The 12,647-nt window shown below is 66.3% G+C and carries 15 protein-coding genes; 8 read left to right on the top strand and 7 right to left on the bottom strand.

Features of this window, described 5'->3' with window-relative positions:
• Positions 1-65: 65 nt before the first annotated feature.
• The 3 genes from ABD197_RS13425 to ABD197_RS13415 form a co-directional block, all read right to left on the bottom strand.
• A complete protein-coding gene (locus tag ABD197_RS13425) occupies positions 66-845 on the bottom strand; it encodes an HNH endonuclease signature motif containing protein (RefSeq protein ID WP_344055347.1) in 780 nt (259 codons plus the stop codon).
• A gap of 23 nt (positions 846-868) precedes the next feature.
• A complete protein-coding gene (locus ABD197_RS13420; RefSeq protein ID WP_344055345.1) occupies positions 869-1,405 on the bottom strand; it encodes a DUF222 domain-containing protein in 537 nt (178 codons plus the stop codon).
• 251 nt (positions 1,406-1,656) lie between these two features.
• Positions 1,657-2,007, bottom strand: a complete 351-nt coding sequence (locus ABD197_RS13415; RefSeq protein WP_344055343.1) for a metalloregulator ArsR/SmtB family transcription factor — start codon at positions 2,005-2,007, stop codon at positions 1,657-1,659.
• A 95-nt stretch (positions 2,008-2,102) separates the two neighbouring features.
• Here ABD197_RS13415 and ABD197_RS13410 point away from each other — a divergent pair, with 95 nt between their 5' ends.
• The 6 genes from ABD197_RS13410 (at position 2,103) to ABD197_RS13385 (ending at position 6,791) form a co-directional block, all read left to right on the top strand.
• Positions 2,103-3,425: an NAD(P)-binding domain-containing protein gene (locus ABD197_RS13410; protein WP_344055341.1), complete on the top strand. Its 1,323-nt coding sequence runs from the start codon at positions 2,103-2,105 to the stop codon at positions 3,423-3,425.
• Positions 3,422-3,931: a GNAT family N-acetyltransferase gene (locus ABD197_RS13405; protein WP_344055339.1), complete on the top strand. Its 510-nt coding sequence runs from the start codon at positions 3,422-3,424 to the stop codon at positions 3,929-3,931. The genes ABD197_RS13410 and ABD197_RS13405 overlap by 4 nt, the downstream gene beginning before the upstream one ends.
• A gap of 111 nt (positions 3,932-4,042) precedes the next feature.
• Positions 4,043-4,954, top strand: coding sequence for a metalloregulator ArsR/SmtB family transcription factor (locus ABD197_RS13400; RefSeq protein WP_344055337.1), 912 nt, complete (start codon positions 4,043-4,045; stop codon positions 4,952-4,954).
• 42 nt (positions 4,955-4,996) lie between these two features.
• Entirely contained in the window at positions 4,997-5,410 is a 414-nt protein-coding gene (locus ABD197_RS13395; protein ID WP_344055335.1) for an arsenate reductase ArsC, read from the top strand.
• The gene (locus ABD197_RS13390) at positions 5,407-6,069 is read left to right on the top strand and encodes an arsenate reductase ArsC (protein WP_344055333.1); all 663 of its coding nucleotides are present in this window, start codon (positions 5,407-5,409) and stop codon (positions 6,067-6,069) included. Before ABD197_RS13395 ends, ABD197_RS13390 begins: the two co-directional genes overlap by 4 nt.
• The gene (locus ABD197_RS13385) at positions 6,066-6,791 is read left to right on the top strand and encodes an aquaporin (protein ID WP_344055331.1); all 726 of its coding nucleotides are present in this window, start codon (positions 6,066-6,068) and stop codon (positions 6,789-6,791) included. The genes ABD197_RS13390 and ABD197_RS13385 overlap by 4 nt, the downstream gene beginning before the upstream one ends.
• A 515-nt stretch (positions 6,792-7,306) precedes the next feature.
• Here the strand turns inward: ABD197_RS13385 and ABD197_RS13380 are convergent.
• Positions 7,307-7,843, bottom strand: a complete 537-nt coding sequence (locus tag ABD197_RS13380) for a hypothetical protein (RefSeq protein WP_344055329.1) — start codon at positions 7,841-7,843, stop codon at positions 7,307-7,309.
• A 237-nt stretch (positions 7,844-8,080) separates the two neighbouring features.
• A complete protein-coding gene (locus tag ABD197_RS13375; RefSeq protein WP_344055327.1) occupies positions 8,081-8,536 on the bottom strand; it encodes a VOC family protein in 456 nt (151 codons plus the stop codon).
• A 99-nt stretch (positions 8,537-8,635) separates the two neighbouring features.
• On the opposite strand from ABD197_RS13375, the gene ABD197_RS13370 reads away from it, so the two are divergent.
• Entirely contained in the window at positions 8,636-9,637 is a 1,002-nt protein-coding gene (locus ABD197_RS13370) for a helix-turn-helix transcriptional regulator (protein WP_344055325.1), read from the top strand.
• A gap of 148 nt (positions 9,638-9,785) precedes the next feature.
• Here ABD197_RS13370 and ABD197_RS13365 read toward each other — a convergent pair whose 3' ends face one another.
• Together ABD197_RS13365 and ABD197_RS13360 are read right to left on the bottom strand one after the other, a co-directional pair.
• Entirely contained in the window at positions 9,786-10,511 is a 726-nt protein-coding gene (locus ABD197_RS13365; RefSeq protein ID WP_344055323.1) for an HIRAN domain-containing protein, read from the bottom strand.
• Positions 10,492-11,403: a HipA domain-containing protein gene (locus ABD197_RS13360; protein ID WP_344055321.1), complete on the bottom strand. Its 912-nt coding sequence runs from the start codon at positions 11,401-11,403 to the stop codon at positions 10,492-10,494. Before ABD197_RS13360 ends, ABD197_RS13365 begins: the two co-directional genes overlap by 20 nt.
• Before the next feature lie 333 nt (positions 11,404-11,736).
• Here ABD197_RS13360 and ABD197_RS13355 point away from each other — a divergent pair, with 333 nt between their 5' ends.
• On the top strand, positions 11,737-12,561 hold the full coding sequence (locus tag ABD197_RS13355) for a hypothetical protein (protein ID WP_344055319.1): 825 nt from the start codon (positions 11,737-11,739) through the stop codon (positions 12,559-12,561).
• The last annotated feature ends 86 nt before the right edge of the window (positions 12,562-12,647 follow it).

The raw sequence follows: 12,647 nt of genomic DNA, 5'->3' as shown, positions 1-12,647 counted from the left end.
CGCGGAGTCGGAGCACCAAAAGACGCCGTTCGACGGCGAGGAATCGTCGAGTCCCGGCGATGAGTTCAGAAAGGCGCATCGGCGGCGCTGTCGATGGAGGGTGCGAAGGCGACGGCGGGCGGGTACGCGGTGGGAATGTCGACGTAGACGGTCCCGGTGGGGGAGGTCCACTCGAGGACTCCGTCGGGGAGCTGCCGAACTCTCCACGGGGTGAATTGCTTCATGGTGTGGTGCCGTTGGCACAAGTGCGCGAGGTTGCGGGTCTCGGTGGGTCCGCCGTGCGCCCAGTCGATGGTGTGGTCGACCTCGCATCTGACGGCGGGGATGCGGCATCCGGGGAATCGGCAGTGTCGGTCTCTTGCTCGGAGGTGTCTGTCGATGGCGGCGGGTCGTTGGTAGGTGTCGGTATGGAGGACGGCGCCGGTGATGGGGTGGGTGAGGATCCTCTCCCAGGGGGACCGAGTGGTGCGGGCGAGGCGGCGGGCGGTGGTGGCGTCGATGGGTCCGTTGCCTTCGAGGGTGGCGGGTTCGTCGGTGACGCCGAGGAGGGCGAGGACGGGGATCACGATCTGCACTTTCGCGTGGATCGCACCGAGTACCGCGGTCCCGTCGGTGTCCCGGGTGGGATCGGTGGTGGGGTGGCCGGTGAGGAGCATGTCCACGGCGAGGTCTGCGCGGAGCTGGTCCACCGTCCGGGTGTCCGTCGTCACGACCGCGAGGTCGGCGTCATCGAGCCCGGCGGGTGGCGTTCGCCTCGTGTCGACGATGACGCGGGCTTGCTGGGTCAGCCGGTCGTAGACCGCGTCGGCGGAGAGTGACGGGACGGCCAGCATGATGGTGGACATGCCCTCGGTGCCGCGGAGGACTTTCACGCATCGGGTCGCGTGGGCGGCATCGTGGCGTTCCGCATGCTGATCGGGTGGACCTGCTCGGCGAGGACCCGCAGCCGGGGGCCGACTCGGCCGGCGGTGTCCTCCGCACAGATCTCGGCGGCTGAGCGGTCGAACTCGTGTCGGTTCGCCGCGGGCAGGATCGCCCCGGCGTCCTGCACGGCGCGGACGTGCCCTCTCCTGATCCGCCCTTCTTCCCACGACGCCAGTGTCTCCGGGTAGTCCCCGACGAGCGTCGCGGCCTCGCCGATCTGGCGTTGCAGGGACCGGTCCGACAGCCGTGCGGCGACCGCGATCTCGGACGCGACCGTCCGCAGCACCATGTCCGCCTGCCGCTCCCGGGCAGAGACACCGGTCAGCACATCGTCGACGAGGTCCGCCGCCTGCGCGAGCACCCGCATCCGCGCCGCTTCTGCCGCGGCGATCGCCTGGTCGAACGCGGCGACCTGGTCGCGCAGACTGCGCAACGTGTCGGTCTGCGAGTCGGTGAATCCGACCACCGTGTTCGAATGCATGTTCTAAAGTTATCGCCACTCACCGACATCGCATCGCGATGCGGCGACCTCCCCGCGAGGTGGTGCATCTTCCGCCGAGGTGGTGGGTTTTGCACCCAGGTGGTGGGGACCATCTCGGCGAAGGATGCACCATCTCGGCGGGGAATGCACCATCTCGGCGAAGGATGCACCCTCTCGGCGGGGAATGCACCATCTCGGCGGAGGATGCACCATCTCGGCGAAGAGGGAGGCAGCCGGGCTTCGCAGCGGGTTCAGGCGGTGAGGAAGGCTGCCACCGTGCTGAGCGCGTCTGCCTCGAGGCGGTAGTAGGCCCATGTGCCCCGCTTGGACCGGGACAGGAACCCGGCCTCGGTGAGGATCTTCAAATGATGCGACACCGTCGGCTGAGAGAGTCCGACGGGTTCGATCAGGTCGCACACGCATGCCTCCTGGCCCGCGGAGGAGGCGACGATCGACAAGAGACGCAGTCGTGCGGGATCGGCGAGGGCCTTCAGCGTCACGGCGACGCGCTCCGCTTCGGGCTGCGAGATCGGTTCGCGTACGAGCGGAGCGCAGCAGGTCGCGCCCGGGGAGACATCGGTGACGGCGAGCATCGTAGCCATGCATCGACAATAGTCGATATTGACAGTGATCGATATAGCGCCGGATACTGGTCATCGACATTCATCGACATTCATCGATTCTCAGGAGGTCTTCCATGACCCTGCTCGACCTCACGCCGCGTGCGGTGGTCGCCGACCGCCTGTCGACACTGCCCGTGGTGATCATCGGCGCCGGGCCCATCGGTCTGGCGGCGGCTGCGAATCTGATCGAGCGGGGTATCGATTTCATCGTGCTCGAGGCGGGCGAGGTGGCCGGCGCGGCGATCAGGCTGTGGGGTCACACCCGGCTTTTCTCCCCGTGGCGGCACCTGATCGATCCGGCGTCCCGTCGTCTGCTGGAAAAGGGGGGTCGCTGGGTCGAGCCTCAGGATGAGGGCCGCGCACCGAGCGGTCAGCAGCTGGTGGACGACTACCTCGTCCCGCTGTCGGAGCTGGACGCGGTCCGCTCCCACATCCGCTACGGCGTACGGGTGATCGCGGTGTCCCGTGAGGGAATGGATCGGACCCGCACTGCCGGGCGTGCGCAGAAGCCGTTCCTGGTCCGCCTTCGGACGGCGGACGGCCGCACGGAGGAGCTGACCGGGCGGGCCGTGATCGATGCGTCCGGGACCTACACCACTCCCAATCCCCTGAGCTCGTCCGGCCTGGACCCGATCGGACTGGGGGAGGTGGCGGATCTGGTGATCCACGCCCTTCCGGACGTGCGGGGAGTGGATCGGACGCAGTTCGCCGGCCGCCACACCACAGTGGTCGGCGCGGGGCATTCCGCGGCGAACACACTGATCGGTCTGGCCGAGCTTGCGCAGTCGGCACCGGGGACGCGAGTGACATGGTTGATCCGGAACGCCTCGGCGGTCCGGGTGTCCTCCTCGGCTGAGGATGAGCTCGCCGACCGTGCCCGACTCGGATCCCGCGTGGACCGGCTCGTTCAGGCCGGCGTGATCGAGAAGATCGATTCCTTTGAGATCTCCGCCATGAGCCGCCTGGGCGATGGTGTTCAACTGATCGGGTCGAGGCGTGGGGAACCGGCCGCGCATGACACGGACCTGGTGGTGAACGCGACCGGATTCCGTCCGGATCTGGGGATGCTGCGGGAGGTTCGCTTGCAGCTGGATGACATCGTGGAAGCGCCGGTGAGGCTGGCGCCGCTGATCGACCCGAACCTGCACTCGTGCGGAACCGTCGCGCCGCACGGGTTCGATGAGCTTCGTCACCCGGAATCCGGGTTCTTCCTGGTGGGCATGAAGTCGTACGGTCGCGCCCCGACGTTCCTCCTCGCGACGGGGTATGAGCAGGTTCGCTCCGTGGTCGCCTGGCTCGACGGCGACATGCGCTCCGCCAGCAGTGTTCAGCTCACCCTGCCCGCGACCGGGGTCTGTTCCACCGGTGACGGCGGGGGAGGCTCCTGCTGCTCATGACTCGTCTGCGGCCGATGACGGCAGGGGACTGGCCCGACGTCGAGGCGATCTTCGCAGCCGGCATCGCGGGCGGAGAGGCGACGTTCGAAACGGATACTCCGTCCTGGCGCCGATTCGATGCCGGCAGGATCCGGGAGGCCCGTCTGGTCGCCGTCGACGACATGGACACGGTTCTCGGCTGGGCCGCTGCCTCCCCCGTGTCCACTCGAGACGCCTACCGCGGGGTCATCGAACACTCCGTCTATGTCGCCCCCGCGCATCAGGGCAGAGGAATCGGCAGGGCGCTTCTGACCGGACTCGTCCAGTCGGCCGATGATGCGGGGTACTGGATGATCCAGTCGAGCATCTTCGCCGAGAACACCTCGAGCCTCCGCCTGCACGAGTCGGCCGGCTTCCGGACCGTCGGACGCAGGGAGAAGATCGCCCGCTCCCTCCGTGGTCCGCGCGCCGGGCAGTGGCGCGACACCCTCCTCGTCGAGCGGCGCAGCCTGCGCAACGGAAGGTGATGCGCGGCATCCTCTGCCCGTCGATGACGCGATGCCCCTCTCGCGCCACCCGGCGAGAGCCCGGGAGCGATCGCCCCCAGCTGTCGGGGGCCGAGTCATAGACTCGGGTCTATGAGTTCGCAGGCCGAAGTGCCGGAGTTGGCTGTGCTCGCCGACCCGACGCGGGCGCGCATCGTGCAGCTGATCGTGGCCGCCCCCGACGGTCGCGCGCTGGTCGGCCAGCTGGCTGAACGCCTCTCCTTGCGACAGCCCACGGTGAGCCATCACGTGGCCGCTCTCCTCGCGGCCGGGATCGTGATCCGCGAGCCGGAGGGTCGTCGGGTCTGGTACTCGCTGCATCCCGACCGGAAGCCTCGGGTCACCGCCTTCCTCGGTGAGGCAGCCGAGCCCGCGGAAGAGCCTGACTGGAGTCGAGTGGTCGATGATCTCGCCGCCCGCTACCGAGGTACCTTCAACCGGGAGACGGTGGCTCGCTATGTCGCCGACAGCCGAGACCACCTCGCTGCGAGCGGGCCGGCTCCGCTCATCGCGTCGCGGACGGCCATGTTCGCAGCGGCCCGGCTTGATGATCTCCGCCGCGCCGGCCACCCCGGTGCGAAGACCCCCGCTGTGCTCTTCGTCTGTGTTCAGAACGCCGGTCGCTCACAGCTCGCCGCGGGGATCCTCCGTCAGCTCGCCGGTGACCGAGTCATCGTCCGCACGGCAGGCTCGGCACCGGCCGGGAACGTCCGCCCGGCCATCGTCGCCGCGCTCGACGAGATCGGCGTCGCGATCGGCGCCGAATTCCCGAAGCCCCTCACCGATGACACGGTGCGGGCGGCCGATGTCGTCGTGACGATGGGATGCGGCGACGCATGCCCCGTCTACCCCGGCCGTCGCTACCTCGACTGGGACCTCGAGGACCCCGTCGACAAGCCGTTGGAGACGGTCCGGCGCATCCGCGACGACATCGACGCCCGTGTCCGGGTGCTCCTTTCCGAATTGTTCACCTCCGCGTCAGGGGAGACATTCCAAAACAGATAGACAGTTATCTATGCTTTCATTTGAGAGGGAGTGAGATCATCCATGAGCAAGCCCACCGTCCTGTTCGTCTGTGTCCACAACGCCGGGCGCTCGCAGATGGCCGCCGGCTATCTGCGCGCATTAGCCGGTGATCGCGTGGAAGTGCTGTCGGCCGGTTCCGCGCCGAAGGACGAGATCAACCCCGTCGCCGTGGCGGCGATGGCCGAGGAGGGCATCGATATCGCCGGAAACACTCCGAAGGTGCTGACCGTCGACGCCGTCCGGGAATCCGACGTGGTCATCACGATGGGATGCGGCGACGCGTGCCCGATCTTCCCCGGCAAGCGCTACGAGGACTGGGAGTTGGACGACCCGGCGGGGCAGGGCATCGAGGCGGTTCGTCCGATCCGCGACGAGATCCGCCGACGGATCCAGGCGCTGATCGGCGAGTTGGTACCGGCCGGAGACCCGTCATGATCGTCACTCGCGGGCAGGACGGTCTGCGGTCAGCGGAACAGGTCCTGCATCGGGCAGCGGATCGGCTCGCGCAGCAGTTCACCGGGATGGTGAACGCGGAAACCGTCGAGCGGGTCGTGTTCGAGTCCTACACGGCGCTGGCCCGCACCGCGAGCGTCTCCACGCACCTCGCATCGGTCGCCGAGAAATTCTCCCGCGACCGACTCACCGCCCTCGCTCAGTCTCGCGGACTGATCGCCAAACCCGTGCCGGAGATCCTCTACGTCTGCGTGCAGAACTCCGGGCGCTCCCAAATGGCCGCCGCCATCACCCGCCACCTCGCAGGGAGCCGAGTCCATGTCCGCTCCGCCGGATCGCAGCCCGGCACCGGCATCCTCCCCGACGTCATCGCGGTGCTCGCAGAAGCCGGCCTCGACGTGGGAGAGGAGTTTCCGAAGCCCCTCACCGACGACGTGGTCCGAGCCGCGGACGCCGTGGTGACCATGGGTTGCGGAGACGCCTGCCCGTTCTATCCCGGGAAGCGCTACCTCGACTGGGACTTGGCGGATCCCGCAGGACTCGACCTGGACGGCATCCGCGCAGTCCGCGACGAGATCCGCCGTCGGGTCGAAGACCTGCTCTCTGAGCTCGCCCCCGCCGCAACGGCCGCAGAACGGTGACGATCGACGGCCCCGCCCTCGCGAAGGCGCCCCTCTGGCGTCGCTGTGTCGCTGAATTCCTGGGAACCGGGCTGCTCGTCGGGATCGTCGTCGGTTCCGGCATCGCCGCTCAGCGGCTCTCCGCCGACCCCGGCCTGCAGCTGCTGGAGAACTCGCTCGCCACCGCGCTCGGCCTCGGCGTCCTCATCCTGCTGCTGGCGCCCGTGTCGGAGGCGCACTTCAACCCTGTCGTCTCGCTCGCGGACGCAGTCCTCGGTCGCCGCTCTCGTGCGGGACTCCCCGCGGGAGCGCTGGTCGCCTACATCGTCGCGCAGATCCTGGGCGCGATCGGCGGAGCGATCCTCGCCAACGCGATGTTCGACACGCCGACCGCGGTCTCGAGCACTGATCGCGCGACCCCGGCCACTTTCCTCGCCGAGATCGTCGCGACCGCGGGGCTCGTCCTGCTGATCGTCGGGCTGACCCGCACACGACGCTCCGTGCCGGTGATCGCCGCGGCCGTCGGTGCCTACATCGGCGCGGCGTACTGGTTCACCAGCTCCACCTCGTTCGCCAACCCCGCCGTCACGATCGGTCGTATCTTCACGGACACCTTCGCCGGCATCGCGCCGGCCTCGGTCCTTCCCTTCCTCGCGGCTCAGCTCATCGGGGGAGGCATCGCCCTCGGACTCGCCGCCTTCTTGTTCCCCACCGTGGCGCACGGGCCAAACACCGCCGGCTGACCGTCGAACCGTCTCGACGTCGGCGGATGCTCAACGGCATCGTGCGAAGGAGGCGGGAGAGTCGGAGAACGGCGGGAGGACGCGTCGAGAGGTCGTGTCGAGATCCTGACGGCGTGCAGATCCCGCATGAGCACGAGGATCGAGAGAGCGGAGGATAGGGGATTCGAACTCCGATTTTCTGGGGCGCAAATACCGCGTTTTGCCGCGTAATTACGCGGTTTTCGTGAGACCGAAATCGTGGCACAACAGCATCCCCCTGCCTTTGAATGCACGGCGTGTCGCGCTTAACTGTGCCACAACTGTGCCACGGGGGGCCGACACTGAGCCAGTGGCGCAAGCCTGGCTCTCTTTGTGGCCTCGGTCCTCCGAAGCGCGGTTCGAGTGTCGGTTGAATTCGGCGAATCGGCCGATCAGGATCCCTAGCCGGACACTGGTCGCATAATCGTCGTCAATCGTCCCGTAGAGCCGGCGTCAAACGATCGATGATGGGCAACGCCGACCCTCGTGTCGGTCGGTTACGCGCCAAGCTTCGATCGAGCTCGGTTGAATCCGTCGACGAATTCGGCGCGTGTGTTGCCGAGGGGAAATGCGATCGGGCCGTCTTGCAGAAGCGGGAGGTCGGCTTTGCGGAGCGGACCCGCGAGCATGGGATAAAGATCGGCCTTAACTACGACTACACCATCGGGCGCCACCTCCGCCGCGCGGGACACGCACCCGGGGACGGCGTCGAGCAGCGAACGCCGACGTGCCGCGCTGCCAAGTGCGTTGACGGGGTATGGAGCCAAATCGATCAGGAAGAACCCGTCAGTTTGAAGCCGCTCCAGCCATGGGCGCTTTCCTGTTCGCTTCAGATCATCCTTCGTGCTCCCGTACATCGCCTCGACGACGCCACGGAACAGGTTGTCAGCACCGAGTCTGTCCGCGTAGAAGAATCGGCGACGCGAGACGTCCCCACCATCGTCGGGCGCACTCTCGGCGATCATGAGCAGCCTGACATGCTGCGGCCTCCATTGCTCACGCAACTGCGAATACCACGGCTCCTCAGCGGTCACAGGCGCACCGGTACGAGTGGAGCTATCACGTTCGCGACTCTATCCGGGACCCAACTCTCTTGGGATCCGTTAGCGGGCCGAAGTGTTGCCGGGGTGAGGTAGATGCCCTTTGACGGGGCGGTCAAGCGATGAGACGCGGGGCGGGCCGCGCGGGATTGCACGTCGTGGGGTGAAGAGCCCGAGGACGGGAGAGATGGGCGCGGTGCGGGTCGGGCCGACCCGCACCGCAGAGGTAAGTCAGGCTCCGGCGACGCTGACGCTCCAGGTGACGCCGAAACGGTCGGTCAGCATGCCGAATCCCGCGCTCCACGCCGAGGCGGCGAGCGGCTCGACGATGATGGCGTCGCGCGCCAGGACGTCCCAGTAGCGTCGGGCCTCCTCGAGCGTGTCGGAACTGATCGAGACGAACACCGCCTGGTCGGTGATCGTGGTGTTGTCCTCGCGGCGGGTGGAGCCGCCTCCGGCGATCCAGCCCTCGGTCTGGCCGGGGATGTCGTAGCCCATCACGCGGAATCCGTTGTCCGCGGACACGAGGCCGAAGACGACCTTGTCGGCACCGGGCACATCGGCCGGCATCCCGAAATCTGCGTAGGTGTTGATGACGGTGTGTCCGCCGAACACGGACTGGTAGAACTCCAGTGCGGCCCGGGCATCGCCGCGGAAGTTCAGGTGGGTAGTGGTCTGGATGGTCATCTGTGCTCCTTGGTGAGAATCGACCCGTTCGGGTCGCTGCAACCACGCTCCCATCCGTATAGGTCAGCTTCGGTCCTACACTGCGTCTACTCTCGAGAGATGGCGACGACGACTTCCCGGCTGCTCAGCCTGCTGTCGCTCCTGCAGACGCGGCGCGACTGGCCCGGTCCGTTGCTCGCCGAAAGGCTCGAGATCAGCCCCCGCACGGTGCGCCGCGATGTCGACCGACTCCGCGAGATGGGCTACCGCATCCAGGCGACCATGGGCCCGGACGGCGGCTACCGGCTCGACGCGGGAAGCGAACTGCCACCACTCCTCTTCGACGACGATCAAACCATCGCTGTCGCCATCGCTCTGCAGGCCGCCCCCGCCATCGGCGCGGGAATCGAAGAGGCCGCGATCCGCGCTCTCGCCACCATCCGGCAAGTCATGCCCTCACGCCTCCGGCACCGTCTGGACGCGCTCAACGTCACCGTGGTCGGCCGTCCCGGCGATCCGCCGCCGATCCACATCTCACTCGACGCCCTCGTCACCCTGGCCAATGCCATCCGCGACCGCGAAACGCTTCGCTTCGACTATCCGGCGCGCGAGGCCGTCGATACCGATGCGACCCCGCTGCTCCGCCCGCGCCGAGCCGAACCTCACCATCTCGTCAGCTCACACGGGCGGTGGTATCTGCTCGGGTGGGACCTCGACCGCAAAAACTGGCGCCTCTACAGCGTGGAACGCATTCATACACGCACCCCGCACGGTCCGCGGTTCACCCCGCGCACGGTGCCCGGCGGCGACGTCGATGAATTCGTCTCGGCCCGCTTCAAGGGGTCCGACGCCAACGAATGGGCCTGCCGCGGCACGGTCATCCTCCACCTCCCAGCGCGCGACGTTCTTCCCTTCGCCGGGGACGGAACCGTCACAGTCATCGACGACCACACCTGCAGTCTCGAATCAGGCTCGTGGTCGTGGGGCGCCTTGGCCGCGTCATTCGGAAAATTCGAAGTACCGATGGACGTCGTCGGTCCCCCCGAACTCGCCGCCGCCTTCGCCACCCTCGCCAAGCGATACCAAGACACAGGCAGAACAGGCCCGGCACACAACGACTGACTAACCAGTCTTGGCAAGGATCCCTCAGCGGGCATGGCGGGCGGATTGTTGACGATCGTCTCGCTTAGCGGACACCGAATGTCGACTCTTGATTGCGCAGCCCGAGGCCGCCCCGTCTGCGAGATCGATTCAGAACGCCAGCGTGCAGTCAGCCCCGGCGTGCTTCGAGTCGGCAGAGCACACGTACGTGAGCTGGGGCGTCCGGATTCACGCGCTCGGCCACCGCGGTGACCGACCAACCGTCCTTGGCGCGCGCGTGAACGTCGCTGCAGAGCCAGTCCGGAACGTAGCCAAACTTTTGACCATCGATGGTGTTGACGAGGACCGCCTTCGGGTTCACCTCGTTACCCTCGTCTAGCTCAAGTCGAAGCGTCGCCCCGTTCTTCAGCGTGGCGATAGCGGCATCCGAATCGGCGAAGTAGCGAACACCAGAAACGAAGAACCGGCTCGTGAACCGATCTGCTTTGGCGAGCGGGAGCTCGACTACGTGGAAAGTGTCTGTTGCTCGACCTCCGCCGGTGCGAGCCAAGACCTCGAACGGGACCTCGTCCGGGCTGAGATCCTCAATGCCAAGCCAGCTGAGGTAACGGTCGTAGTGAGGGCGGTCGACAGAAAGGATGCGGTTCGCGAAGAACGCCGGCACCTCGTCCGAGACGTAGGCGGTGTCGCGGTCAGGATATTCGAGTAGCGGAACGAACGCGGGGTCGTTCCACGCCCCCGGGAGGTATTGGAAGGCAAACCTCCCCCCAGGCAGGGCGTCGAGTTGGCCCACCTTGACGAAGAGCCTGGTGACCGGGTTCTGCCAAACGAGGATCAGGGTCTTGCGGCTCGCGGTGAGGTCGAGCTGGTCACGGTCAAGTGCTTGAGTAGCCATCGAGCAACCTCCTCCGATTCGTCACCAATAGTTGAACCACAAATCTATGGGTGACTTCCGACATTATCCCGCGCGGGACTTGTGAGACGACGGAACGAACTGCATCTTCGGAGATCTCGTCGAGTCGTTCGACCCAGAACCGCCGGGCCTGCCGTGATGCGAGGTTCAGTGCACTCCATGCGAGGTCGGTGAGCTTGGGCTGTCCGACAAAGTGCCGGCTGGCCCCGCGCTCCGCCCACCGCATTAGGTGCGCTTCATCGGCCAACATCCGGACGCGACGCTCGTCTCGCTCTTGGAACCCGAGCGCATTCCCGTGGTCGAACGAGGGCGCCAGTCGGCGTTCGTCGGCACGAAGCACGACTGCCCAGTTCTCATGGTGTCGGTCGCGTCCCGCAGTCCACGCATCCATGAGCAGGTAGCCAGCCCAAACATCAAACGCAGTGAAGCCAGCCGGCCAATCATTGTCTGCGGGTGGGGCAACCTCTGCGAGGGCGTGTCGAACCGCGAACGGTGTGTAGCCCGGGTTCTCGCCTTGGACCGACTGGTCATAGCCTGGAAATCGGGCGGACAGGACGCTATTGCCGTGGTCGAGATACTCGAAATCATCACGCAGCACGGATCTCGAAATAATTGCCCGGCGATTCTCCAGCATTGCGGGACGAATGGTTGCGCTGGGGACGCCGAGCTGTTCAGCGAGCTGGTGGACGGTCCACTCGGCCCAGTCCTCTCCGCTGACGGTCCCATCGCGCTCGTCGAGTCGCGCCAATTTGAGCAGCCAGGGCCTCTCGCCGAGCATTGGCAGTTCAACCCACCACTTTTCCTTCGATCCCATCGGTTCGTCGGCCTCTGCGGCGCCGCGCATGAAGTGTAGGGACTCCCAGGCAGTCGGCATGCTGTCGACGTTATCTCCGACGCCCCCAGTCCGCTGACACCCGAGCCGGAGTACCCCGCGAAACTCTCCCTGGTACTCCGGCTCGGCATCCTTGGGGATCCAGCACTCAGGAATTCCACAGAACGATCAGGATCCTCATGCGGGCGTTGCGCGGTGAACGGGCCCCTTCGTGCAAGCCAAGTCAAGATGTCACCCGTCAGTACCAGTCTCGCGTGACAGCGCCGACGTCGCCGTCGTAGTCGAAGCGATCGCCCGATGCGGCCACGCCGCCATCGCGAACACTCCGCCCGTGCTTCGGAAAAGCACCGGGGACATCCGACATAGCCTGAACCTGTGGAGATGGATGAACACGAACTCAGACGCATGTCGGAGTTCCTTGACGCGCGAGTACCGAGACCGGATCCACAAGCACACCTTCATGCCAGCCGCGCCCGCCTGGAATCGATCGGCGGGCTACTTAGCAGTGTGATTATCGTGCCCGGAGGGCGGGCGTTCGCGGTTGATCGGCATTTCGAGGGAACTTTCCTCCCCTCGGACTTGGTGCGGACTCAACTTCGCCTGGCACAGCACTACATCGAATCTGCCTGCGGCGGTGGCGCGCCGGCCCTTGCTTCATTCGTTGTGCTCAGAGTCGCGATCGAGTGCATGGCGACAGCGCACTGGCTCATCGCGGACCGCTCTCTCCGTGGCAGGGTCGAACGATTCCTCAAACGGATGTGGTGGGACACTGAGAGCGCCGTTGATATGGCGGTTGTCGCGGACGCGGATCCCGATCTCAGCGCGGTGTACGACCTCGAGGAAACGATTCACGAGATCGCTCAGCCGATCAAAGGACTTGACCCGGAGAAGGTGACGACGTCCAAGAGAGTGGCGCTGAGCAGCATCGTTCAGGAGGCAAGCCGCGCTGTGCGACCGAGCTATCCGACTTTGATGCAATCATGCTGGATGGCGTGCGCAGGTGTGTCCCACGGGAACATCTCGATCTCAGCTGGGATCGGTGTTGAGCCGCGTGCGGTTCGGAACCCTGCTGAGCATCCGATCAGCATGAATGTCTACGCGAACTTCCTTGAGATCGCCGTCACCGACTTGCAAACCACAGTCGAGTTGTTCATGCTCTACGCGACGGAGGAGCACAAGAACCGGCGCCCCGTGAGCTGATGGCGGCAGCGGTAGAAGACCGTCCCGCGAACGGCGGATCATAGGTTCAAGAATGATCCCCATTCGGGCATCGCCCGGTGGAGCGG

Origin of the sequence: Microbacterium lacus (genome assembly GCF_039531105.1) — a bacterium.
Classification (GTDB): domain Bacteria; phylum Actinomycetota; class Actinomycetes; order Actinomycetales; family Microbacteriaceae; genus Microbacterium; species Microbacterium lacus.
Note: the sequence above shows the minus strand (reverse complement) of the source record. Positions and strands in the feature narration are given on the sequence as shown.